This is a genomic window from Variovorax sp. EL159 (assembly GCF_900100965.1).
In the GTDB taxonomy this organism is placed as follows: Bacteria; Pseudomonadota; Gammaproteobacteria; order Burkholderiales; family Burkholderiaceae_C; genus Variovorax.
Genome location: NZ_FMUJ01000002.1, coordinates 644,798 through 668,738, shown reverse-complemented (window position 1 = coordinate 668,738; position 23,941 = coordinate 644,798). Strand labels below are relative to the sequence as shown.

General features: G+C 66.5%; 23 protein-coding genes. 15 read left to right on the top strand and 8 right to left on the bottom strand.

Annotated features, from left to right (window positions below; translation table 11 throughout):
* Window positions 1–13: 13 nt before the first annotated feature.
* Genes BLQ28_RS09310 through BLQ28_RS09290 form a run of 5 tightly spaced genes read left to right on the top strand, consistent with a single transcriptional unit; the run spans window position 14 to window position 4,674 of the window.
* On the top strand, window positions 14–1,252 hold the full coding sequence (locus tag BLQ28_RS09310; RefSeq protein ID WP_093238579.1) for an alpha-hydroxy acid oxidase: 1,239 nt from the start codon (window positions 14–16) through the stop codon (window positions 1,250–1,252).
* Window positions 1,253–1,298: 46 nt separating this feature from the next.
* Window positions 1,299–2,375 carry a TRAP transporter substrate-binding protein gene (locus BLQ28_RS09305; protein ID WP_371126598.1) on the top strand — a complete coding sequence of 359 codons (1,077 nt, stop codon included), beginning with the start codon at window positions 1,299–1,301 and terminating at the stop codon, window positions 2,373–2,375.
* Window positions 2,376–2,417: 42 nt separating this feature from the next.
* Window positions 2,418–2,942: a TRAP transporter small permease gene (locus BLQ28_RS09300; RefSeq protein ID WP_256327234.1), complete on the top strand. Its 525-nt coding sequence runs from the start codon at window positions 2,418–2,420 to the stop codon at window positions 2,940–2,942.
* Window positions 2,939–4,240, top strand: a complete 1,302-nt coding sequence (locus BLQ28_RS09295) for a TRAP transporter large permease (RefSeq protein WP_093238575.1) — start codon at window positions 2,939–2,941, stop codon at window positions 4,238–4,240. The genes BLQ28_RS09300 and BLQ28_RS09295 overlap by 4 nt, the downstream gene beginning before the upstream one ends.
* On the top strand, window positions 4,240–4,674 hold the full coding sequence (locus tag BLQ28_RS09290) for an acyl-CoA thioesterase (protein WP_093238573.1): 435 nt from the start codon (window positions 4,240–4,242) through the stop codon (window positions 4,672–4,674). The genes BLQ28_RS09295 and BLQ28_RS09290 overlap by 1 nt, the downstream gene beginning before the upstream one ends.
* A 9-nt stretch (window positions 4,675–4,683) precedes the next feature.
* Here BLQ28_RS09290 and BLQ28_RS09285 read toward each other — a convergent pair whose 3' ends face one another.
* Window positions 4,684–5,154 (bottom strand): low molecular weight protein-tyrosine-phosphatase, encoded by a 471-nt coding sequence (locus BLQ28_RS09285; RefSeq protein ID WP_093239418.1) that lies wholly within the window; start codon window positions 5,152–5,154, stop codon window positions 4,684–4,686.
* Between the two features lie 80 nt (window positions 5,155–5,234).
* On the opposite strand from BLQ28_RS09285, the gene BLQ28_RS09280 reads away from it, so the two are divergent.
* The 4 genes from BLQ28_RS09280 (at window position 5,235) to BLQ28_RS09265 (ending at window position 10,134) form a co-directional block, all read left to right on the top strand.
* A complete protein-coding gene (locus BLQ28_RS09280) occupies window positions 5,235–5,798 on the top strand; it encodes a hypothetical protein (RefSeq protein WP_093238572.1) in 564 nt (187 codons plus the stop codon).
* Between the two features lie 364 nt (window positions 5,799–6,162).
* The gene (locus BLQ28_RS09275) at window positions 6,163–6,357 is read left to right on the top strand and encodes a hypothetical protein (protein WP_093238571.1); all 195 of its coding nucleotides are present in this window, start codon (window positions 6,163–6,165) and stop codon (window positions 6,355–6,357) included.
* A gap of 207 nt (window positions 6,358–6,564) precedes the next feature.
* The gene (gene mgtA / locus BLQ28_RS09270) at window positions 6,565–9,330 is read left to right on the top strand and encodes a magnesium-translocating P-type ATPase (protein ID WP_093238569.1); all 2,766 of its coding nucleotides are present in this window, start codon (window positions 6,565–6,567) and stop codon (window positions 9,328–9,330) included.
* An 87-nt stretch (window positions 9,331–9,417) separates the two neighbouring features.
* Window positions 9,418–10,134, top strand: coding sequence for an MgtC/SapB family protein (locus BLQ28_RS09265; RefSeq protein WP_093238568.1), 717 nt, complete (start codon window positions 9,418–9,420; stop codon window positions 10,132–10,134).
* Between the two features lie 12 nt (window positions 10,135–10,146).
* On the opposite strand, the gene BLQ28_RS09260 is transcribed toward BLQ28_RS09265, so the two are convergent.
* The 4 genes from BLQ28_RS09260 to xdhC form a co-directional block, all read right to left on the bottom strand.
* Complete coding sequence (locus tag BLQ28_RS09260) at window positions 10,147–11,589, bottom strand: NAD-dependent succinate-semialdehyde dehydrogenase (RefSeq protein ID WP_093238567.1); 1,443 nt, start codon at window positions 11,587–11,589, stop codon at window positions 10,147–10,149.
* A 172-nt stretch (window positions 11,590–11,761) separates the two neighbouring features.
* On the bottom strand, window positions 11,762–13,102 hold the full coding sequence (locus BLQ28_RS09255) for a glycerate kinase type-2 family protein (RefSeq protein ID WP_093238565.1): 1,341 nt from the start codon (window positions 13,100–13,102) through the stop codon (window positions 11,762–11,764).
* 76 nt (window positions 13,103–13,178) lie between these two features.
* Window positions 13,179–14,384, bottom strand: a complete 1,206-nt coding sequence (locus BLQ28_RS09250; RefSeq protein ID WP_093238564.1) for a urate hydroxylase PuuD — start codon at window positions 14,382–14,384, stop codon at window positions 13,179–13,181.
* Window positions 14,385–14,599: 215 nt separating this feature from the next.
* Entirely contained in the window at window positions 14,600–15,409 is an 810-nt protein-coding gene (xdhC, locus tag BLQ28_RS09245) for a xanthine dehydrogenase accessory protein XdhC (RefSeq protein WP_093238562.1), read from the bottom strand.
* A 53-nt stretch (window positions 15,410–15,462) separates the two neighbouring features.
* On the opposite strand from xdhC, the gene BLQ28_RS09240 reads away from it, so the two are divergent.
* Window positions 15,463–15,960, top strand: coding sequence for a hypothetical protein (locus BLQ28_RS09240; RefSeq protein WP_093238561.1), 498 nt, complete (start codon window positions 15,463–15,465; stop codon window positions 15,958–15,960).
* 5 nt (window positions 15,961–15,965) lie between these two features.
* Here BLQ28_RS09240 and uraH read toward each other — a convergent pair whose 3' ends face one another.
* On the bottom strand, window positions 15,966–16,316 hold the full coding sequence (uraH, locus tag BLQ28_RS09235; RefSeq protein ID WP_093238559.1) for a hydroxyisourate hydrolase: 351 nt from the start codon (window positions 16,314–16,316) through the stop codon (window positions 15,966–15,968).
* A gap of 92 nt (window positions 16,317–16,408) precedes the next feature.
* Between uraH and BLQ28_RS09230 the strand changes: the two genes are divergently transcribed.
* From BLQ28_RS09230 to BLQ28_RS09215, 4 genes are read left to right on the top strand one after another with little or no spacing between them, the layout of a single operon-like run.
* Window positions 16,409–17,083 (top strand): GntR family transcriptional regulator, encoded by a 675-nt coding sequence (locus BLQ28_RS09230; RefSeq protein ID WP_093238558.1) that lies wholly within the window; start codon window positions 16,409–16,411, stop codon window positions 17,081–17,083.
* Between the two features lie 6 nt (window positions 17,084–17,089).
* Window positions 17,090–18,055, top strand: a complete 966-nt coding sequence (puuE, locus tag BLQ28_RS09225) for an allantoinase PuuE (RefSeq protein WP_093238556.1) — start codon at window positions 17,090–17,092, stop codon at window positions 18,053–18,055.
* 2 nt (window positions 18,056–18,057) lie between these two features.
* A complete protein-coding gene (gene uraD / locus BLQ28_RS09220) occupies window positions 18,058–19,836 on the top strand; it encodes a 2-oxo-4-hydroxy-4-carboxy-5-ureidoimidazoline decarboxylase (protein WP_093238555.1) in 1,779 nt (592 codons plus the stop codon).
* A gap of 17 nt (window positions 19,837–19,853) precedes the next feature.
* On the top strand, window positions 19,854–21,089 hold the full coding sequence (locus BLQ28_RS09215; protein WP_093238553.1) for a M20 family metallopeptidase: 1,236 nt from the start codon (window positions 19,854–19,856) through the stop codon (window positions 21,087–21,089).
* Window positions 21,090–21,144: 55 nt separating this feature from the next.
* Here the strand turns inward: BLQ28_RS09215 and BLQ28_RS09210 are convergent, their stop codons facing one another.
* Together BLQ28_RS09210 and BLQ28_RS09205 are read right to left on the bottom strand one after the other, a co-directional pair.
* Complete coding sequence (locus BLQ28_RS09210) at window positions 21,145–21,564, bottom strand: hypothetical protein (protein WP_093238552.1); 420 nt, start codon at window positions 21,562–21,564, stop codon at window positions 21,145–21,147.
* A gap of 135 nt (window positions 21,565–21,699) precedes the next feature.
* Window positions 21,700–21,954 carry a hypothetical protein gene (locus BLQ28_RS09205; protein ID WP_093238550.1) on the bottom strand — a complete coding sequence of 85 codons (255 nt, stop codon included), beginning with the start codon at window positions 21,952–21,954 and terminating at the stop codon, window positions 21,700–21,702.
* Between the two features lie 213 nt (window positions 21,955–22,167).
* On the opposite strand from BLQ28_RS09205, the gene BLQ28_RS09200 reads away from it, so the two are divergent.
* Complete coding sequence (locus tag BLQ28_RS09200; RefSeq protein ID WP_093238549.1) at window positions 22,168–23,925, top strand: CehA/McbA family metallohydrolase domain-containing protein; 1,758 nt, start codon at window positions 22,168–22,170, stop codon at window positions 23,923–23,925.
* The last annotated feature ends 16 nt before the right edge of the window (window positions 23,926–23,941 follow it).

The following is a 23,941-nucleotide window of genomic DNA, read 5'->3' as shown; positions in this document are numbered from 1 at the left end:
GGAAGGCCCGCCGATGCCCCTTCTGAACGTAGAAGACTACCGGCGCCGCGCGCGCCGGGTGCTGCCGCGCCTCGTGTTCGACTATGTCGATGGCGGCGCGGAAGACGAACGCTGCCTGCAGCGCAACCGCGATGCACTGGAAAGCCTGCCGCTGATTCCCGAATGCCTGCGCGACACCAGCGCCATGGACATCGGCATCGAGCTCTTCGGCCGCCGCTGGCGCGCGCCCTTCGCCATCGCGCCCATCGGGCTGGCCGGCCTCGTGCGGCCCGGTGCCGATGCGTTGCTTGCCGGCGCCGCGCAGGCCGCGCGCGTTCCCTTCATTCTCTCGACCGCATCGAACACGCGCATCGAGGACGTGCGCGCCGCCGCACCCGATGCCACGCTGTGGATGCAGCTCTACGTGATGGGCGAGCGCGCGATTGCCGAGCGCATCGTGCGCCGCGCGCGCACTGCCGGTTTCGAGGCGCTGGTGCTCACGGTCGATGTGCCGGTCAGCGGGCTGCGCGAGCGCGACCTGCGCCACGGCTTTCGCGTGCCGATGCAGCTCACGCCCGGCACGCTGTTCGACATGGCGCGGCATCCCGCATGGCTGCTGCGGCTGGCACGCAGTGGCGCGCCACAGTTTGCGAACCTGCTGCCCGACGACGACGGCGCACCGGTGTCGGCGCAGACCCAGGCCGCGTTGCTCTCGCGCGCGATGGACCGCACGCTCACCTGGGACAGCCTGGCCTGGCTGCGCAAGCTCTGGGATGGACCATTGCTCATCAAGGGTCTGCTGGGGGCCGAAGATGCACGCCGCGCGCTGCGCCATGGTGCCGACGGCATCGTGGTCTCGAACCACGGCGGACGCCAGCTCGATGCGGCGCCGGCCAGCATCGCGGCACTGCCGGCCATTCTGGATGCGGTCGGCGGCCGCATCCCCGTCCTCATGGATGGGGGCATCCGGCGCGGCAGCGACATCGTGAAGGCACTGGCGCTCGGCGCGCGCGCAGCCCTCGTCGGCCGCGCACCGGTCTATGGCCTGGCCTGCGGCGGCGAACAGGGTGCGCTGTCGGTGCTGCAGCTGCTGGCGCAGGAAACCGAGCGAACGATGACGCTGCTGGGTGCCACCGGCGTGCATGAACTGGGGCCGCGCCATGTCGATCGGCCCGCGCCGCGTTCGCTCACCGAACAGGACGGCGCCGCGCAACGAATCAAGGAAACCCCGCACGGGAAAGCCTCCATTTACCCGGCGCGCGCGACTGCCTAGGCTGACCGACCTCGACGCTTTCAAGACACCACAAAGAAGGAGACACATGCCAAGCACCCACCAAACCCGGCCCCGGGGCACACGACCGCAACGCACCTTGCGTGCCTCGCCTCTTGCGCTGCTCGCGGCCTGCGCCGCGCTCGTCGCGGGCACGCCCGCCGTGCAGGCACAGGACAAGCCCGTGCAGCTCAAGCTGTCGAGCTGGGTGCCGGCGCAGCATCCGCTCAACCCTGCGCTGCAGGCCTGGGCGGACGACATCAAGAAGGCGTCGAACGGCACCATCACCGCGATCCTGTTTCCGTCGGAACAGCTCGGCAAGGCCTTCGACCACTACGACATGGCGCGCGACGGCATCGCCGACTTCTCGTACGTGAACCCGGGCTACCAGCCCGGCCGCTTCCCGGTCATGGCCGGTGCGTCGCTGCCCTTCCTGTTCGCCAACGGCAAGGAAGGCTCGGCCGCCATCGACGCCTGGTACCGCAACTACGCGGCCAAGGAAATGAAGGACGTGAAGTACTGCTTTGCGTTCGTGCACGACCCCGGCACCTTCCACTCGCGCAAGAAGATCGTGGTGCCCACCGACGTCAAGGGCCTGAAGGTGCGGCCGGCGACCAGCACCGTGGGCCAGCTCATCACCTCGCTGGGCGGCACCAACGTGCAGGCCTCGGCGCCCGAGTCGCGCGACATGCTGGAGCGCGGCGTGGCCGACGCCATCACCTTCCCCTGGGGTTCGATCGGCCTCTTCGGCATCGACAAGGTGGTGAAGTACCACATGGACGTGCCGCTGTACGTCACGCCCTTCGTCTGGGTGATGAACAAGGGCAAGTACGACGCGATGTCCACCGCGCAGAAGAAGGTGATCGACGACCACTGCACCAGCGAATGGGCGCAGAAGGTGGCCGCGCCATGGGCCGACTTCGAATTCGCCGGCCACGCCAAGATGGCCGCGCTGCCGGGCCACGAGATCTACAAGCTCACGCCGGAGCAGCTCGACGCATGGCGCAAGGCCGCCGCACCGTCCGAGGCGCAATGGGCCGAGAGCGTGAAGAAGGTCGGCGAAGACCCGAAGGCCGTGATGGACGCGCTCAAGGGCAGCCTCGCCAAGTACAAGTCGGCACTTTGATCGATCGCCCCCTCGGGGGCATCGGCCTGAAAAGGGAGACACATGGCTACACGGTCCGCCAGCTACATGGACCGCGCGATCAACACGATCGAATGGCTTGCCGCCATCTTCGTGGGCATCGTCGCGCTCAACATCTTCGTGGCCGTGGTGCTGCGCAAGTTCTTCGACACCTCGATACCCGACGCCTACGACTTCGGTCGCATGTTGCTGGGCATCCTGATCTTCTGGGGCATCGCGGCCACCAGCTACCGGGGCGGCCACATCACGGTCGACCTGGTGTGGACGGCCGCGAGCCCGCGCATGAAGCGCGTCATCGACGTGTTCGCCACGCTGGTGCTGCTGTTCGTGGTGGCGGTGCAGACCGCGATGCTGTTCGACAAGGTGCGCGGCACCTACGTCGACAACGTGCAGACCTACGACCTGAACATTCCGACCTGGCCGTTCTACGCGGTGGCCTGGACCGGCGACGTGTGCGCGGTGCTGCTGATCGCCATTCGCACCTACAGGCTGATCTTTCATCCCGAGCAGCTCGAAGAAACCCACCCTGAACAGAAGGCGGACGAATGAGCCCCGATGCAGTTGCCATCCTGGGCTTTGTCGCCCTGTTCGTATTGATGCTCTTGCGCGTGCCGGTCGGCATGGCGATGGGCCTCGTGGGCGTGACCGGCTACAGCTACCTCGTGGGCCCCGGGCCCGCGCTGAAGCTGGTGGGCCAGACGTCGATGCGCACCGTGACCGACTACACCTTCGGCGTGATCCCGATGTTCATGCTGATGGGCGCGCTGGTGTCGGTGTCGGGCGTGAGCCGCGAGCTTTTCAAGGCGGCCAACTCGATGATCGGCCACCTGCGCGGCGGCCTCGGCGTGGCCACCGTGGTGGCGTGCGGCGGCTTCGCGGCGATCTGCGGCTCGTCGGTGGCCACGGCCGCCACCTTCTCGGCGGTGGCATACCCGGAGATGCGGCGCTTCAATTACCCGCAGTCGTTTTCGACCGGCGTGATCGCCGCCGGCGGCACGCTGGGCGCGATCCTGCCGCCATCAACCGTGCTCGCGGTCTACGCCATCCTCACGCAGCAGGACATCGGCAAGCTCTTCATGGCGGGCATCGTCCCCGGCATCCTCGCGATGGCGATGTACGTGATGACCATCGCGATCATCGTCAAGCTGCGGCCCGACTGGCTGCCCGGCGGCGAGGTCAAGCCATGGTCCGAGCGCATCAAGGACCTGAAGAACGTGTGGGCGCCGCTGGTGCTTTTCATCTTCGTGATCGGCGGCCTCTACGGCGGCTTCTTCACGCCGACCGAGGCGGGCGGCGTGGGCGCGAGCGGCGCCTTCATCCTCGGACTGGTGCGGCGCAAGCTCGACGGCCCGAAGATCCGCGAGGCCCTGCTGTCGGCCACGCGCACCGCAGCGGCGGTGTTCACCGTGCTGATCGGCGCACTGCTCTTCGGCTACTTCCTCACCATCACGCAAAGCCCGCAGAAACTGACCGAGTTCCTCACCAGCCTGGGCATCGGCCGCTACGGCGTTCTCGCGCTCATCATGCTGATGTACTTGGTGCTCGGCTGCCTGATGGACGCGATGGCCATGATCATCCTGACCGTGCCCATCATCTATCCGGTGATCGTGCACCTGGGCTTCGATCCCATCTGGTTCGGCGTGATCATCGTGATGACGGTCGAGCTGGGGCTGATTCATCCACCGGTGGGCATGAACGTCTTCGTCATCAAGAGCGTGGTGAAGGACGTGAGCTTCACCACCATCTTCAAGGGCGTGTTGCCGTTCATCGTGACGGACATCGTGCGCCTGGTCATCCTGATCGCCTTCCCGATCATTGCCTTGTGGCTGCCAACGAGAATGGGCTGATGAGCAACAACAGCAATAGCAACGGCAAGGAAGTCGTCTACACCGCGCGCGTCGAGTTCGGCGATTGCGACCCCGCCGGCATCGTCTGGTTTCCCAATTTCTTCCGCTGGATCGATGCGGCCTCGCGGCACTTCTTTGCCGAGTGCGGCGTGCCGCGCTGGGAAGAAACGACCGAGACGCTCGGCGTGATCGGCACGCCACTGGTCGACACGCACACACGCTTCGTGAAGGCCGCAAGCTACGGCGACACACTGCAGATTGCAGTGCGCATCACCGAATGGCGCGAGAAGAGCTTCGTGCAGACCTACCGCGTGACGCGCGGTGAAGACCTGATCCTTGAATGCGAAGAGGTGCGGATCTTTGGTGCGAAGCGCGAAGGTGGGGGGATTCGGGCGGTGGCGATTCCGGCGTCGATCCGGGCGCTTTGCGAGTAGGCCCGGCCGTCAGTGTGCGTCGGCCTGCAGCTTCGCAAGCAGGCCATCGACGCCGCGGTCGATCAGGTCGAAGACTTCGATGAAGTCCTTCTGGCCGCCGTACCAGGGGTCGGGCACATCGCCCTCGATGCCATCGGCGAATTCCGTGAACATGTGCACCTTGCCAGCCGTTCCCGTGGGAGCGAGCCTGCGCAGCGCGGCGCAGTGGTGCGTCGTCATGCCGACGATGAGGTCGAAGCGCGCGAAGTCGTCGGTGCGAACCTGCCGCGCACGGTGCGCGTGCATCTCGATGCCGCGCCGCCGCGCCTCGGCCACCGAACGCGGGTCGGGCGGGTTGCCGCGCTCCTCGTCGGAGATGGCGGCGCTGTCGACTTCGACCTCGAAACCCGCCGCCCGGGCCTTGTGCATGAGCAGCGTATGGGCCGTGGGGGACCGGCAAATGTTGCCGGTGCAAATGAACAAGACCGCATGTTTCTTCATGGCCGGCATTCTCACGCCAGCTGCCCACCGGACCACATAATCGCCCGCGTATTCACAGCAAGCAAAGAGTGATTTCAACGATGAAGGTAGCAGGACACATCGCGCTTCTGGCGCTCACAAGCCTCGCCAATACGGCGACGGCACAGGAGCAGTTCCAGATCTTCGGCCTTCCGCTTGGGGCAAAGATGCCATATGCAGTCAAGGCATGTGCACCGAACCTCAAGGCGTCCAACACGGTGTGCTGGCTCGATCGTCCCTCTATCGGCAAGGACAAGAAACAAACCGGACGTGCCTTGCTGCCGGAGGACAAGTCGCCCGACTGGGTCGGGCGCGGCGAAGCCAAGCTCACGATCACCTCGGCAGGGATCCTGGAGAACGTGAAGGTCCGCGGGATGCCGATCGGCGACGAGTCGGTGGTCAGGTCATCAGTCGAACGTCGATTCGGCGGACCGAGCGATTCGGGCCGCTACCCGTTCGGCAGCTACGCCCGGTGGGCAAAAGCAGAGGCAGACATCAAATTGATCTGCTCAACGAAAGTGGCGGTTTGCGGGCTCGAGTTTCTTTCGGGCGCGGAGTTCAGGCGCCAGGAAGCAGCCAAGGAAGCAGAAGCAGTCCAGCGCTTGCGCAAGCCTCAATCGCCCTGATGCGCCACGGCCACCATCGAATCGCAACACAGAGGCGACAAGACCTTTTTTGCATCGCAGAACTTCATCCCAAGGGTTGACGCCTCGCATGCCGCGGTGCAACAATTCGGAATCTTTATTTCGGAGCCCCGTGCGTGGACAGTGCCAGTTGGATCAGTGACAAGACGCGTGCCTCGGCAGGCGTGACACTCCAGGCCCTTTAGCGCAGGCTCCCCGCGCTGTGGCCGCCGTGCACGCAGCGTGACCCCCTTGCATTCCGGCAAGCGGTTCTCCCCTCCCGATTCCCGTCGTTCTCGTCACTGACTTTTTCAGTCAGCTTGCGTGCGCCCATGCACGAGGCCCTTCATTGCGAAGGAGCCTTGCCATGCGTCAATTTCAACTTCGTCAGCCGCAGCCGTTACAGCAGCCGGTCGCTCGCCCGTCGGCACCTGCACCGGCACGCGCGGCCGCGCCCGAAATCGACGGCGCGCTGGACAAGGCCGCCGCGCTCTGGACCACGCGCCGCATCCGCAGCTTTCTGATGCTGCTCGAACAGCCCGCGCGCACCGCCCAGCGCTGAAGCGCGGCGCACGGACACCCCCCATCACCACGCGAGAAGACAAGGAGGCACCCATGGACCCCGCTCCTCATTGGCGCCCTTGCGCGCCCCAGCCGTTCCGATCGATTGCAAGAGTGCAGCGCGCCGTGCTGCGGAGAGACTTCCACGCCTGACTGACGCGTGGGCTTTCTTTCCTTCGCGGCCTGCGCCGCCGTGAAGGAGAGAAAAATGAAAAACGTCCTGAAGTCCTTTTTCGAGAGCTTCCTGCGCAGCCGCCACATGCTGCATCACTTCGAGCGCTGGCAGACGCTGCTGGGCCCGAAGCCCGCCGGCACCGGCTCCATCAGCATGCCGCCCGACATCGCGAAGGCCCTGGCCACGGCCTCGCGCACCGATGCCGGCGAGATGCTTATCAAGCTCTCCAGCTCGCCGCGCGGCCTGAGCGAAGGCCACGCCCAGGTGCTGCGCAAGCGCCTGGGCAGCAACGAGGTTCGACACGAGCAGCCACTGCCATGGTGGCGGCACCTGTGGCAGTGCTACCGCAATCCGTTCAACCTGCTGTTGACGGTGCTGGCGCTGATCTCGTACGCCACCGAGGACATGAAAGCCACGCTGGTGATCGGCAGCATGGTGGTGCTGTCGACGGTGCTGCGCTTTCTGCAGGAATCGCGCTCCAACAAGGCGGCCGACCGGCTCAAGGCGATGGTGAGCAACACCGCCACGGTGCTGCGGCCCGCGCCGGGATTCAAGGCTGGCCCGGCCGGCGACGAAGGCTTCGACACCACGCACGCCGGCACGGTGCGGGTCGAGGTGCCGATGCGCGACCTGGTGCCGGGCGAAGTGATCGCACTGTCGGCCGGCGACATGATCCCCGCCGACTGCCGCCTGATCACCGCCAAGGACTTGTTCATCAGCCAATCCGCGCTGACGGGCGAAGCCATGCCGGTCGAGAAGTTCGTCGTCGACCGCAATGGGCACGCGGCCGGTGTGCTCGAACGCGAGAACCTGCTCTTCATGGGCACCAACGTGATCAGCGGCACGGCCACCGCGCTCATCGTGCACACGGGCGACCGCACCTTCTTCGGCGCGCTGGCGCAGCGCGTGACGGCCACCGACCGTGGCACCAGCGCGTTCCAGGCGGGCATCAACCGCGTGAGCTGGGTGCTGATCCGCTTCATGCTGGTGATGGCGCCACTGGTGCTGGTGATCAACGGCGTGGCCAAGGGCGACTGGTGGGAGGCCGCGCTGTTCGCGCTGTCGATCGCGGTCGGCCTCACGCCCGAGATGCTACCGATGATCGTGACCGCCACGCTGGCCAAGGGCGCGGTCGTGATGTCGCGCCAGAAGGTGATCGTGAAGCGGCTCGAAGCCATCCACAACTTCGGCGCCATGGACGTGCTGTGCACCGACAAGACCGGCACGCTCACGCAGGACCGCATCGTGCTCGAACGCCACACCAACGCCTGGGGCGAGGCCTCGGACCACGTGCTGCAGCTGGCCTACCTCAACAGCTTTCACCAGACGGGCCTGAAGAACCTGCTCGACAAGGCGGTGCTGAGCCATGCCGAGATGCAGCTCGAGACGCGGCTGCAGACCGCCTACCGCAAGATCGACGAAGTGCCCTTCGACTTCTCACGCCGCCGCATGTCGGTGGTGGTGGCCAACGGCGGCAGCCAGCACCTGCTGATCTGCAAGGGTGCGCTGGAAGAGATCCTGTCGGTGTGCACCTCGGTCGAGCGTGGCGCCGAGGTGCTGGCGCTCGATGCCGATGTGCTCGCGCGCATCCATCGCGTGGCGTCGGAGCTCAATGCCCAGGGCCTTCGCGTGGTGGCCGTGGCCAGCCGCGCACTGGCGCTCAACGCACAGAAGCCGGCCTATGGCGTGGCCGATGAATCGGGGCTCACGCTGCTGGGCTACGTGGCTTTTCTCGATCCGCCGAAGGAATCGACCGCGCCCGCGCTGCGCGCCCTGGCCGAACATGGCGTGGCCGTGAAGGTGCTGACCGGCGACAACGAACTGGTCACGCGCAAGGTCTGCGCCGATGTGGGCCTGGAGGCCGGCCGCATGGTGCTCGGCCACGAGATCGAGGAGATGAGTGACGCCGAGCTGCGGGTGCGGGTCGAACAGCACCAGGTGTTCGCCAAGCTCACGCCCGCGCACAAGGAGCGCATCGTGCATGCGCTGCATGCCAACGGCCACGTGGTCGGCTTCATGGGCGACGGCATCAACGACGCGCCGGCGCTGCGCGCGGCCGACATCGGCATCTCGGTGGACAGCGCGGTGGACGTGGCCAAGGAATCGGCCGACATCATCCTGCTCGAAAAGAGCCTGATGGTGCTGGAGCAAGGCGTGATCGAGGGCCGCCGCACCTTCGCCAACATGCTCAAGTACATCAAGATCACCGCCAGCTCGAACTTCGGCAACGTGTTCTCGGTGCTGGTGGCGAGCGCCTTCCTGCCCTTCCTGCCGATGCTGCCGCTGCATCTGCTGGTGCAGAACCTGCTGTACGACGTGTCGCAGATCGCGATTCCGTTCGACAACGTGGACGAGGAATTTTTGAAGACCCCGCAGCGCTGGAACCCGGCGGACCTGGGCCGCTTCATGGTGTTCTTCGGGCCGCTGAGCTCGGTGTTCGACATCCTGACCTTCACGGTACTGTGGTTCGTGTTCGCCGCGAATTCGGTGGACCATCAGACGCTGTTCCAGTCGGGCTGGTTCATCGAAGGCCTGCTGTCGCAGACGCTGATCGTGCACCTGATCCGCACGCGCAGGATTCCCTTCCTGCAAAGCCGCGCCTCGTGGCCGTTGCTGGCCATGGGCGCCGCCATTGCGGCAGTGGGCATCTGGCTGCCGATGGGACCGCTGGCACACTATTTCAAGCTGCAGGCGCTGCCGCTGGCGTACTTCCCGTGGCTGGTGGCGATGCTGGTGGGCTATGCGGTGCTGACGCAGACGGTCAAGGGCTGGTATGCGCGGCGGTATGGGTGGCAGTGAGCGCCTGCAGCCTTGCGGGCTTCATGACACGCATATGACATTCGGCGGTTGCAAACTGCGGCATCAACAAGAAGAGGGAACCCATCGATGCAAGCCATCCATAACATCAACCTGCTCTCGCTCCTCGACACCTTCGTCAGCGTGACGGCAGCCTTCATCCTCGGCTCGCTGATCGGGCTGGAACGGCAGGTCCGGCAGCGCACGGCGGGCTTGCGCACCAACACGCTGGTGGCCGTGGGTGCCGCGGTGTTCGTCGACCTGGCCCAGCGGCTGGACGGCAGCGGCGGTGCGGTGCGCGTGGTGGCCTACGTGGTGTCGGGCATCGGCTTCCTGGGCGCGGGCGCGATCATGAAGGAAGGCGCCAACGTCACGGGCCTGAACACGGCGGCGACGCTGTGGGGGTCGGCGGCGGTGGGTGCCTGCGCGGGCGCGGACCTGCTCGGCGAAGCGCTGATCGCGGCGCTGTTCGTGCTGGCCAGCAACACGCTGCTGCGGCCGGTGGTGAACCGCATCAACCGCCAGCCGATCAGCGAGGGCGCGAGCGAAGCGACGTACGTGGTGCGCGTGATCTGCTCGCGCGCGGCGCGGCCCGAAGTGATGGACCAGCTGCTGCTGTTGCTCGAGGCCGCGAACTATCCGGTGCGCGACGTCGACCAGCACCCGTTCGGCCCGGCCGACACCGAGATCGGTGCAACGCTCTATGCGACAGCGGTCGAGCCTTCGGAGCTCGACCGTGTCATCGAAGACCTGGAAGCCCTCGACGGTGTGCAGCAAGCCTTCTGGAATGCCACCGCCGAGGAGTGATCCGAGGCCGACTTACACGCCCAGGATCGACACCGCCTTGGTGTTCAGGTAAGCCTCGAGCGCCTCGGGGCCGCCTTCCGAGCCGTAGCCCGAATCCTTCACGCCACCGAACGGCATTTCGGGCGACGGCGTGGCGGGCTGGTTGATCCAGAGCATGCCGAGCTCGAGCTTCTGGCTCAGCAGGTGCGCGCTCTTGATCGACTTGGTGAAGGCGTAGCCGGCCAGGCCGAACGGCAGGCGGTTGGCTTCGGCGATGGCTTCTTCGAGCGTGTCGAAACCGCGGATGGCGGCAATAGGGCCGAAGGGTTCGTTGTTGAACACGTCGGCGTCCAGCGGCACGTCGGTCAGCACGGTGGGCGCGAAGAAGTTGCCGGTGTCGCCGACGCGCTCGCCGCCAGCGGCCACGGTGGCGCCCTTCTTGCGGGCATCTTCCAGCACATGGGCCATGGCCGTGAGGCGGCGGGCATTGGCCAGCGGGCCGATGGTCGTGCCTTCGGCGAGGCCGTCACCGAGCTTCAGGCCTTCGGTGTACTTAACCAGCGTGCGGGCGAATTCTTCGCGCAGGCTGTTGTGCACCAGGAAGCGGGTCGGCGAGATGCAGACCTGGCCGGCGTTGCGGAACTTGGCGGCACCGGCGGCCTTGACGGCCAGCGCCACGTCGGCGTCTTCGGCCACGATCACCGGTGCGTGGCCGCCCAGTTCCATCGTGACGCGCTTCATGTGCGAGCCGGCCAGCGCGGCCAGCTGCTTGCCGACAGGGGTCGAGCCGGTGAAGGTGACCTTGCGGATGATCGGGTGGGCGATCAGGTAGTTCGAGATTTCAGCGGGGTTGCCGAACACGAGGCCCACGGTGCCGGGCGGAATGCCGGCGTCGACAAAAGCCTGCAGCAGCGCAGCGGGCGATGCCGGGGTTTCTTCGGGCGCCTTCACCAGGAACGAGCAACCGGTGGCCAGTGCGGCACCGAGCTTGCGCACGATCTGGTTGATGGGGAAGTTCCACGGCGTGAACGCGGCGACGGGGCCCAGCGGCTCCTTCAGCACGAGCTGCTGCGCGGCCAGGTTGCGCGAGGGCACGATACGGCCATACACGCGGCGGCCTTCGTCGGCGAACCATTCGATGATGTCGGCGGCGGCCAGGGTCTCGACCCGGGCTTCGGCGAGCGGCTTGCCCTGCTCTTGCGTCAGCAGCTTGGCGATTTCAGGGGCGCGTTCGCGGATCAGGCCGGCGGCGCGGCGCATGACGGCGGCGCGCTCGTTGGCGGGGGTGTTGCGCCACTTTTCAAAGCCGCGCTGGGCAGCGGCCAGGGCACGGTCGAGGTCGGCGATGCTGGCATGCGCCACCTTGCCGATGGCCTTGCCGGTGGCGGGGTTCACGACGTCCAGCGTCTTGCCGCCGGTGGCGTCGACCCATTCGTTGTCGATCAGCAGGCGTGTGTCGGTGTAGGTGGCGGTCATGGCGAACTTTTCCTTCGGGACTGGATGATGAAAAGGGGGAAATCTGGATGCGCGACGCGGCACCACGGGGTAGTGCGCTTGCAACAACGGCGGCAGCAGGCTGCCGGACGCGTAGATTAACCCGAGTTCACAATCCGCGCCGAAGCTGGGAAACCCGCCCCCCGCGCGTCTTTCACAGCACCAGCAGCGCCCGGAAGTCGTTGACGTTGGTGTGGGAAGGCCCGGTGATCAGCAGGTCGCCGATGGCACCGAAGTAGGTGTAGGCGTCGTTGCGGTCCATGTAGTCCGACAGCTTCATGCCCTTGGCCGTTGCGCGCGCCAGCGAGTCGGGCGTGACGAAGGTTCCGGCGTTGTCTTCCATGCCATCGATGCCGTCGGTGTCGCCCGCCAGCGCCCAGACGCCCGGCTGCCCCATGAGCGCGCCGGCCAGGCCCATGCAGAACTCGCCGCCGCGGCCGCCACGGCCCTTGGGCTGGCCGGGCTTGCGGGGCCGGATCGTCACCGTGGTCTCGCCGCCCGACAGGATGACGCAGGGCCTGGCGAAAGGTTGGCCGTGGAGCGCCACCGCGCGCGCAAGCGCGGCATGCACCTTGCCGACCTCGCGCGATTCGCCTTCCATCTCGTCGCTGAGGATGTGCGCATCGAGGCCGGCCGCGCGCACCACCTGGGCTGCCGCCTCCAGCGACTGCTGGGGCGTGGCGATCACGTGCGTCTGGTGGCCCGCGAACACCGGGTCATTCGGTTTGGGCGTTTCGAGCGCCCCGCTTTCAAGCTGCGCGCGCACCGGTGCGGGCACGTCGATGGCATAGCGCTCGAGGATGGCGAGCGCATCGGCGCAGGTGGTGGCGTCGGGCACCGTCGGGCCGCTGGCGATGACCGCCGGATCGTCGCCGGGCACGTCGCTGATCGTGAGGGTCACGACGCGCGCCGGCGCGCAGGCCGCGGCCAGCCGGCCGCCCTTGATGCGCGACAGGTGCTTGCGCACGCAATTCATCTCGCCGATGCTCGCGCCGCTCTCGAGCAGCTGCGTGTTGATGCGCTGCTTGTCGGCCAGCGTGAGGCCTTCGGCTGGCAGCACCAGCAGCGACGAGCCGCCGCCCGAAATCAGGCACAGCACCAGGTCGTCGGCCGTGAGGCCCTTCGTCAGCGCAAGGATGCGCTCGGCGGCGCGCAGGCCGGCTTCGTCGGGCACCGGGTGCGCCGCCTCGACCAGCTCGATGCGTCGCGGCAGGCCTTCGGGCCGCGGTGGAATGTGGTCGTAGCGCGTGACGACCAGACCCGACAGCGGCGCGTCGGCCGGCCACAGGGCTTCGAGCGCCTGCACCATCGAGCCGCCCGCCTTGCCGCAGCCCAGCACCAGGGTGCGGCCCTTGGGCGGCGGCGGAAGATGGGGGCCGAGCGTGGACAGCGGCAGCGCGCGGTCCACCGCCACGCGGTAGAGATGTTCGAGAAAGGCGCGCGGATCTTCGCGTGGATCGGGGGCAGCGGCCAGGGACGGATTCGATGCGGTCATTGCTGTATGTCTCCAGTCCGGCAATTGTGCTGCGGACCAGGCCCCGCCCCTTCGCCGGTCAACTTTTTCGGGATGCCTAGTTCGTCTTTGCGCCGGCCTGGAACCAGCGGCCGATCAGGGCGCGCTCTTCGTCGGTGATGCCGGTCGCGTTGTTCATCGGCATGATCTTGGTGACCACGACCTGCTGGTAGATCGCCTGTGCATGCGCGGCCACCTGCTCGGGCGAATCGACCCGCACGTTCTTCATCTGCACGGACGCGCCGTGGCACATGAAGCAGCGCTGCGCGAGCACTTTCTGCACGTCGGCGAAGGGCACCGCGGGTGCGGCCGCGGAAACGACCGGTGCCGCCACGGGCGCGGGCTTCATCCAGACGATGGTCAGGCCCAGCACCACGATGCCGACCAGCGCATAGGGCAGCGGGTTGCCCGCATTGCCGAGCTTGAAGCGATGGCGCACCACGAAGAACTGCCGGATGGCCGCGCCGCCGAGCATGATGAGCAGCAGCACGATCCAGTTGTACTGGTGCGTGTAGGTGAAGCTGTAGTGGTTGCTCAGCATCGCGAACAGCACGGGCAGCGTGAAGTAGGTGTTGTGCACGCTGCGCTGCTTGCCGCGCTGGCCGTGCACCGGGTCGACCGGCTTGCCTTCGCGCAGTGCCGCCACGTTCTTGCGCTGGCCGGGAATGATCCAGAAGAACACGTTGCCGCTCATGGTGGTGGCCATCATGGCGCCCACCAGCAGGAAGGCCGCGCGACCCGCGAACCACTGGCAGGCCAGCCACGTCGCGAAGGCGATGAAGATCGCGATCAGCACGCCGACGATGGTGTCGCCGTTCTTGCGGCGCCCGAAGATCTGGCAGATGCCGTCGTAGACCATCCAGAACACCACGAAGAAAGCCAGCGCCACGGCAATGGCGGCACCGGGCTGCCAGTCCATCTTCGACTTGTCGATGAGGTACGTGCTCGCGTTCCATAGGTACGACATGGTGAAGAGCGAGAAGCCCGTGATCCAGGTCGAGTAGCTCTCCCAGTACGACCAGTGCAGGTGGTCGGGCAGCTTCTTGGGCGCCAGCGCGTACTTCTGCATGTTGTAGAAGCCGCCGCCGTGCACGGCCCACTGCTCGCCGCCCACGCCCTTGTCGAGCGACTCGGGGTCTTGCGGCTTCTCGAGGCTGTTGTCCAGCATCACGAAGTAGAAGGAGGCGCCGATCCATGCGATGGCGGTGATGACGTGGACCCAGCGCAGCAGCAGGTTGGCCCAGTCGAGGTAGTAGCTTTCCATGTGCTTCTCTCTCAGCCCTGTGCACGCGTGGGGGCGTGGCAAAGGGGTTTCAGCCTGCTCACCACCGCGGGCGCTGTAAGCAGAGAAAGTGCCGCGAACGCAGGCTCCATGGAATGGGCCTCGCTCCGCTGCGGCTTGTTGTCGACCGAAAGTGTATACAGTTTTGGCAAGGGGCGGGATGCTTTTTTAGGGCGTCGTCGCCGGGAAAACCCTGTTCAGCCCAGCGATTGCAACAACTGTGCCGCCACCGCGACAGCGATCACCTCGGGCTCCTTGCCGGTGATGCCGGGCACGCCGATCGGGCAGGTGATGCGGGCCAGTTCGTCGGCCGTGAAGCCACGCGCTTCGAGCCGGTGGCTGAAGGTGGCCCACTTGGTCTTGCTGCCGATCAGGCCGATGTAGGGCAGGTCATCGCGCTCGCGCAGGCGCTTGAGGCAGGCGATGACGATGTCGAGGTCTTCGGCATGGCTGAAGCTCATGATGAGCACGCGACTGCCCGGCGCGAGGGCGGCCACGGCGTCTTGCACGGGCTCGGAATGTTCGGTGTCGATCTGCGCGGGCAGCTCGTCGGGAAAGACGCCGTCGCGGCTGTCGATCCAGCGCACGGCGAAAGGCAGCGCCGCCAGCAGGCGCGCGAGCGCGGCACCCACGTGGCCGCCGCCGAACAGCGCCACCGGCTTGAGCTGCGCCACCAGTTCGCGCTGCAACGCCGGTGCATCGGCCGCCGTGATGCGCTGGTACGACAGGAACATCACGCCGCCGCAGCATTGCCCCAGGCTGGGGCCGAGCGGATAGCGCTGGATGCCGTCGAAAGGCGCGCGTGTGCCGGCCAGCAGTTCGCGCGCTTCCTTCGTGGCCTGGAATTCGAGCTGGCCGCCGCCGATGGTGGCGGTCAGCGCGTCGGCCCACACCGCCATCCAGGTGCCGGCCTCGCGCGGCGCCGAGCCCTGCGTGGATTCGACGCGCACCAGCACCCCGTCTTCGTGGCGAAGACGCGCCAGCAGTTGATCGACCGCACCGCTCATTGCCGATACCTTCGGTTGCCCGGCCCGCGACGACTCACGGTATAAACCCGGCGATGAATCGCCAGCTTACGCCCCGCCGCCTTGCCCTTGCAGCCTCTGTTCTTTCCGCCTTGTGGCTCGCCGGCTGCGGCTCCACCGGGTCCGTGCCCGGCCAGTTGAGCGGTGCCAGCGGCGATGTGGGCGCAGGCCCCGCGCCGCGCGCATCGAATGCGGCCACCGCGCGCGACTACCGCCGCGACGCGGCGCGCCACATCTACGACACCAACCGCTCGCGCATCTACAAGGGCCAGCTGCCGCCGGTGCTCTATGCGGTCGGCACGCTGGAAGTGAACCTCGACACGGGCGGCAAGGTGCGCTCGATGCGCTGGCTGCGCGCGCCCAAGCACGCGCCCGAGGTGATCGCCGAGATCGAGCGCACCGTGCTGAAGGCCTCGCCCTTCCCGCCGGCCACCCGCCTGGGCACCGTCACCTGGACGGACACCTGGCTGTGGGACGAAAGCGGGCGCTTCCAGCTCGACACCCTGACCGAAGGCCAGCAGCAAGGGGACTGACGACATCAAGACCCGCGGTAGGTGGAGTAGCTCCACGGGCTCACGAGCAGGGGCACGTGGTAGTGCTGGTCGGTGTGCGCCACGCCGAAATCCAGCGAGACCTTGTTCAGGAAATTCGGCTCGGGCAGCTTCACGCCGCGCGCCTTGAAGTAGCCCGCCACGTCGAACACGAGGCGGTAGGTGCCGACCTTCAGCGAGTTGTTGTCGTAGAGCGGCCCGTCGCTGCGGCCGTCCGAATTCAGCGTGAAGCGCTTGACCAGCGTTGCGGCGTCGCCGTCGGTGGTGAACAGCGCCACCTCCATGCCGGCGGCGGGGCCGCCATGCATCGTGTCCAGTACGTGAGTGCTCAGGCCCATGGGGCGCTCCTTGAAAGTTCGAAAGTCGGATCGACGGGTGCGGGATATTCCGGTGGACAAAAGTGTATACAGTTCACGGCTTTGGGTCTATCATGAAAAACATGGAGTCCTCCACCACCCGTTCGATCGTCGACGCGCTCACCAAAGCGATCGTCGAGCACCGGCTTCAACCCGGCACCAAACTCGCCGAGCAGAAGCTGGCCGACCACTTCGGCGTGTCGCGCACCCTCGTGCGGCAGGCGCTGTTCCAGCTCTCGCAGAACAAGCTGATCCGGCTCGAACCCGCGCGCGGCGCCTTCGTGGCCGCACCGGCCGTCGACGAGGCCAAGCAGGTTTTCGCGGTGCGCCGCATGCTCGAAGCCGAGATGACGCGCGAGTTCGTGCGCACCGTCACGCCGGCCAAGATCAAGGCGCTGAAGGAACACGTCGCGCTTGAAAAGTCGGCGGTGTCGGGCGAAGACATCTCGGGCCGCACCGAGCTGCTCGGCGACTTTCATGTGCGCATGGCCGAGCTCATGGGCAACCAGGTGCTGGCGCAGATTCTTGGCGAGCTGATCTCGCGCTGCGCCCTCATCACGCTCATGTACCAGAGCACCAGCGCGGCCGAGCACTCCAACGACGAGCACGCCGACATCGTGAAGGCGCTGGCCGCCCGCGACGAAGAGCGCGCCGTGCGCCTCATGACCGAACACCTGGAGCACGTCGAAGCCAACCTCACCTTCGACCGCAAGGTACCCACCAACGACATCTCGCTCGCCCTGGCCTGAACACCCATGACCGTCTACGACACCACCCTGCCCTACCCGCGCGACCTCGTCGGCTACGGCCGCAACCCACCGCACGCCCAATGGCCCGGCGGCGCACGCATCGCCGTGCAGTTCGTCCTGAACTATGAAGAAGGCGGCGAAAACGCCACGCTGCATGGCGACGCGGGTTCCGAGCAGTTCCTGTCCGAGATGTTCAACCCGGCGAGCTACCCCGACCGGCACATCAGCATGGAAGGCATCTACGAGTACGGCTCGCGTGCCGGCGTATGGCGCATCCTGCGCGAGTTCGAAAAGCGCGGCCTGCCGCTCACCGTGTTCGGCGTGGGCATGGCGCTGCAGCGCTACCCCGAGCTGACCGCCGCCTTCAAGGAACTGGGCCACGAGATCGCCTGCCACGGCTGGCGCTGGATCCACTACCAGAACCTCGATGAAGCCACCGAGCGCGAGCACATGCGCCTGGGCATGGAAGCCATCGAGAAGCTCACCGGCGAACGCGCCCTGGGCTGGTACACCGGCCGCGACAGCCCGCGCACGCGCCGCCTCGTGGCCGACTACGGCGGCTTCGAATACGACAGCGACTACTACGGCGACGACCTGCCCTTCTGGATGAAGGTGCAAAAGACCGACGGCAGCGTGGTGCCGCAGCTCATCGTGCCCTATACGCTCGACTGCAACGACATGCGCTTCGCGCTGCCGCAAGGCTATTCGCACGCCGATCCGTTCTTCCAGTACATGAAGGACACCTTCGATGCGCTTTATGCCGAAGGCGATGCCGACGGCGACAACAGCCCCAAGATGATGAGCATCGGCATGCACTGCCGGCTGCTCGGGCGACCCGGCCGCATCACGGCGCTGCAGCGCTTCCTGGACCACATCGCGCAGCACGACCGCGTGTGGGTCTGCCGGCGCGTCGATATCGCGCGGCACTGGAAGCAGGCGCATCCCTTTGAATCGGCCGTCACCGGAAACTGACCATGAGCCTCACCCTCGCCCAACTCAACGCCGCCGCGCCGGCCGCGGCCGTCGCCCTGCTCGACGGCATCTACGAACATTCGCCCTGGATCGCGCAGCGTGCGCTGGTGCAGCGCCCCTTCCGCTCGCTCGCGCACCTCAAGCACGCGCTGGTGCAGGCGCTGGCCGCATCGACCGCCGACGAGCAGATCGGCCTGATCCGCGCCCACCCCGAGTTGGCGGGCAAGGCCATGGTCAGCAAGACGCTCACGGCCGAATCGACCCACGAGCAAAGCAAGGCCGGCCTGACCGACTGCACGCCCGAAGAGTTCGCGAAGATCCAGAAGCTCAACGCCGACTACAACGCCAAGTTCGGCTTTCCGTTCATCCTCGCGGTGCGCGGGCCGCGCGGCACGGGCCTGGCCAAGCGCGAGATCATCGACACCTTCGAGCGCCGGCTCTTCAATCATCCGGACTTCGAACTCGGCGAGGCGCTGCGCAACATTCATCGCATCGCCGAGATCCGCCTCGACGACAAGTTCGCGGCCGACGTCACGCTCGGCAACGACGTGTGGGACTGGCAGGAACAGCTCTCGGTGCACACCGACCCCGGCTATGCCGAGAAGGGCCAGCTCACCGTCACCTATCTCACCGACGCGCACCGTGCCTGCGCCGCACAGATCAGCGCGCTGATGCGCGACGTGGGTTTCGACTCGGTGCACATCGACGCGGTCGGCAACGTGGTTGGCCGCTACGAAGGCGCCAAGCCCGACGCGAAGACCCTGCTCACCGGCTCGCACTACGACACCGTGCGCAACGGCGGCAAGTACGACGGGCGCCTGGGCATCTTCGTGCCGATCGCCTGCGTGCGCGAACTCAAGCGGCAAGGCAAGCGCCTGCCCTTCGCCTTCGAGGTGGTCGGCTTCGCGGAAGAAGAAGGCCAGCGCTACAAGGCCACCTTCCTGGGCTCGGGCGCGCTCATCGGCCACTTCGACCAGCGCTGGCTCGACCAGAAGGACGCCGACGGCATCACCATGCGCGAGGCCATGCAGCACGCAGGCCTGAAGCAGGAAGACATTCCGAAGATCCAGCGCGACCCGGCCCGCTACCTCGGCTTTGTCGAAGTGCACATCGAGCAGGGCCCGGTGCTCACCGAACTCGACCTGCCGCTGGGCATCGTCACCTCCATCAACGGCAGCGTGCGCTACGTGGGCGAAGTGATCGGCATGGCCAGCCACGCCGGCACCACGCCGATGGACCGCCGGCGCGATGCGGCCGCCGCCGTGGCCGAGTTGATCCTCTACACCGAGCAGCGCGCCGCAAAAGACGGCGATTCGGTCGGCACCGTCGGCATGCTCGAAGTGCCCAGCGGCTCGATCAACGTGGTGCCGGGGCGCTGCAAGTTCAGCCTCGACCTGCGGGCGCCGAACAACGCGCAGCGCGACGCGCTCGCGACCGACGTGGTCAACGCACTGAAGGACATCTGCGAGCGCCGTGGCGTGCGCTACGAGCTCGAAGAAACGATGCGCGCCGCCGCCGCGCCCAGCGCGCCCGCATGGCAGCAACGCTGGGAACAGGCCGTCGATGCGCTGGGCATTCCGCTGTTCCGCATGCCCAGCGGCGCCGGCCACGATGCGATGAAGCTGCACGAGGTGATGCCGCAGGCCATGCTCTTCGTGCGCGGCATCAATTCGGGCATCAGCCACAACCCGCTCGAATCGAGCACCAACGACGACATCCAGCTCGCCGTGCAGGCTTTCCAGCTCCTGCTGGACAACCTCGCCACCGAACAAGCCCACTGATTCACAGAAGAACAACCATGACCGACTACACGAAGCTCGACGCCTGGATCGACGCCCACTTCGACGAGGAAGTGCAATTCCTGCAGCAACTGGTGCAGGTGCCCACCGACACGCCGCCCGGCAACAACGCGCCGCACGCCGAGCGCACCGCCGAGCTGCTGAAAGACTTCGGCCTCGACGCCGAGAAGCACGCCGTGCCCGCGCAGGACGTGAAGGACTACGGCCTCGAATCGATCACCAACCTGATCGTGCGCCGCAAGTACGGCAAAGAAGGCGACGGCGGCCGCACCGTCGCGCTCAATGCCCACGGCGACGTGGTGCCTCCGGGCGAAGGCTGGACGCACGACCCGTACGGCGGCGAGATCGCCGACGGCAGCCTCTACGGCCGCGCCGCAGCCGTCAGCAAGAGCGACTTCGCCAGCTTCACCTTCGCGTTGCGCGCGCTCGAAGCGGTGGCCAAGCCAACCAAGGGCAGCGTCGAGCTGCACTTCACCTACGACGAAGAATTCGGCGGCATCCTCGGCCCGGGCTGGCTGCTCAAGAACGGCCTGACCAAGCCCGACCTGATGATCGCGGCCGGCTTCAGCTACGAAGTGGTCACCGCGCACAACGGCTGCCTGCAGATGGAAGTGACGGTGCACGGCAAGATGGCGCACGCGGCCATCCCGACCACCGGCATCGATGCGCTGCAAGGCGCGGTGAAGATCCTGAACGCGCTGTACGCGCAGAACACGCTTTACCAGCAGGTCACGTCGAAGGTCGAGGGCATCACGCACCCGTACCTCAACGTCGGCCGCATCGAAGGCGGCACCAACACGAACGTGGTGCCCGGCAAGGTGGTGTTCAAGCTCGACCGCCGCATGATCCCCGAAGAGAACCCGGTCGAGGTCGAAGCGACGATCCGCAAGGTGATCGCCGATGCCGCCGCTGAAAGCGCCGGCATCACGGTGGACATCAAGCGCCTGCTGCTGGCCAATTCGATGAAGCCGCTGGCGGGCAACAAGCCGCTGGTCGACGCGATCCAGAAGCACGGCGGCGAACTGTTCGGCGAGCCGATCAAGGCCATGGGCACGCCGCTGTACACCGACGTTCGCCTGTATGGCGAAGCCGGCATTCCGGGCGTGATCTACGGTGCCGGCCCGCGCACCGTGCTCGAGTCGCACGCCAAGCGCAGCGACGAGCGCGTGGTGCTGGAAGACCTGCGCCGCGCAACGAAGGTCATTGCGCGCACGCTGAGCGATCTGCTGGCCTGATCGGCGGTGACCCCGGCCACTGCGGCCGGGTCACTTCACACGTTGCTGCGGAGCTTCAGCGGCCCACGGTCGACCAGACCGCGGCCCGGCAACCGGGCTGGTCGCGCGGATGCAGCACATTGCAGTTCTGCAGCGCGAGCCTTTGCATGTCGCTCAGCCGTGGCGCATTGCGCTGCGGCGGCGCTTCCCAGCGTGGCCCGTAAGGATCGGGCTGCCATTGGGGTGCCGGCACCGGGACCGGCACGGGCACATAGCGCTCCGGTGCCTCGCCCCAGCCATAGCGGCGGTCGTACTCGCGCCGCTCGTAGCGGCCGCTGCGATTGTTCTGCAGCTGCCACATGCAGCTGTTGAAGTCGACGCCCGAACGGCCGCTCGCGCAATACCTGCGGTCGCTTTCGTACACGTCGATGTCGCGCTGGGCGAAAGCGCTGATGGCGTTCAGACCCAGGAAGGCCAGGAGAACCAGTTTTTTCATAGATCGGACCACAGGTTCGTTGATGAAGGGCAGCCAGGCCGAGGCCGCTGCGATGCCTGTATTTTGCCCTTGTGAATTCGTGAGCAGGCACATGGATTCATCGCACCGCTGCCCGGATGATTTCAGGCGCGGGATTCACTCCTTGCCCCACCGCCACTTCGGCGGTTCGCCCTTGAGCCAGCAGATGGCCACGAGAAGCGCGCTCAGGCCCACGACGGCCAGAAAGAAGGTGAAGGGCGCGCGGTCGGGCCGAATGCGCCACACCGCCACGCCCAGCAACGCGAAGTAGCCGAGCATCACGGCCCAACCCTCCCAACGCGTCGGTACGCCCCAACCCCAGCCATAGCGCTTGGCGGGAAACCAATAATCTTTCGGCGTGCGAGATGTCATGGGAAATTCCGGCCGGTTCAACATGCGCACAGGGTAGCGCCAGCGACGCGCGCGTGGGTTCATAAAGCCTTCAGATGCCGGGGAACCACGCGGTCTCTTACCTGCGGTTTCATCGCCGCGTCACAGCCTGAATTCAGACTCGGCGGCTCCTCCTGCCTCGAAAACCCGAACACGGCGGCCAGCCATCTGCTGGCCGTTGTCGTGTCTGCTCTCATGAAATCCGCTTCCCTGCCTTCTTCTCTTTTCACGCCCCTCGTGTCTTCCCTCGCGCTCGCAACGGCCCTGCTCGCCAGTTGCGGCGGTGGCTCTGGCAGCGGCGTGTCGTTCATCGGTTTTCCTACAGCCCCTGCAACGCCTGTGGCCTCCGTGCCGCCTGCCGAGCCTGCACCTGAACCCGCGGCCCCAGAACCAGCAGCGAAGCCCGGCCGCTGGACCGTCGGCGATCTGCACATCCACACGATCCAGTCGGACGACACGCAGCAGGTCTCGACGCTGGACCAGGTGCTGGCGCTGGCCTTCGATCGCTTCGGGCTCGACTGGGCAACCCTCTCGAACCATCTGCGCGAGTCCTCCTACGACAACGACGGCAACGCGCTCCCTCCCGCGATCTCGTTCCCGCGGTTCGACCGCAATGGCAATCCGGTTTTGCCGGTGATCCCGTTTTCAACCGGCATGGCGCTGTACGAAGTGCCGCGCATCAAGGCACTGCAGGCCAGCGGCAAGTACGCGGACAAGACGATCTTCTCGTCCTTCGAGTGGGACATGCCCACGCACGACCACGGCAACGTCGGCATCCTGACCGACAACCCGATGTCCGACGCCGCGCTCAAGGCCGTGAGCCAGTTCGAGTACCTCTTCACCAACCGCGACCCGGCGATGTTCCCGGCCGGCGACGTGGCGGCGTGGAACGCGAAAGATGCGCGAGCCAACGCCACCCATGAAGACGTGCTCAAGGCCATCGCCTGGCTCAAGAAGAACTATCCCGACACGAGCTACCTGCAGATCAACCATCCGTCACGCAATCCGGGCAAGTACACGGTCGCCCAGTTGCGCGAGATGAACGACGCCGCACCCAACATCGTCTTCTCGCTCGAAGGCATGGTCGGCAACCAGATGGAAGGCAACCGGGGCGGCTACGTCAGCGACTACATTCCGGCCAACCTGCCCTCGCGCACCTATGGCGGCGTCGACTACCTCGTCGCCAAGCTCGGCGGCACCTGGGACGCGCTGCTGTCCGAAGGCCGGCGCATCTGGAACGTGGCGGATTCGGACTACCACTTCACGACCGCCAAGGGCCTCTTCGCCAGCGGCTATGCGCCCGGCGAGTACGCCAAGAACCACCTGTGGGGCGACATCAAGGACCCGAAGTCGCTGCTCGCGGCCTTCCGCGCGGGCAAGCTCTTCGCGGTCAACGGCGACCTGATCGACGCGCTCGACTTCAAGGTGCAGAGCGCGAAAGCCACCGGCGAGATGGGCTCGGAAGTGGCAGCCAACGCGGGCGACGACCTGAAGATCACCATTCGCTTCAAGAGCCCCGAGCGCAACAACTTCGAGTACCAGCTCGGTAGCGGCATCTATGCCAACGTGAAGCCGGCGGTCGACCACGTCGACCTGATCGCCGGTGACGTGACCGGCCCCGAAACCCCGGGCACACCGGGCTACTCGCGCGCCACCAACCCGTCGACCCGCGTGCTCAAGCGCTTCACGCGCGCCGACTGGAAGCTCGACGCCGACGGCTACTTCGCGGTCAGCTACACCGTGAAGGCCGGCCGCAACCAGTACTTCCGCCTGCGAGGCACCAACCTGGGGACGGACGTGCCGAACGAGACATCGAACGGCGAGCCGCTGCCCGATACCGAGCTGACGGTGGGTGCCGAACCGGTCAAGGGTTTCAACGCCATCAATGCCCGCAACTACGCCGACCTGTGGTTCTACTCGAACCCGGTTTTCGTGAAGGTCGCCGCGCTGTAGCTTGTCGATCCGTCGG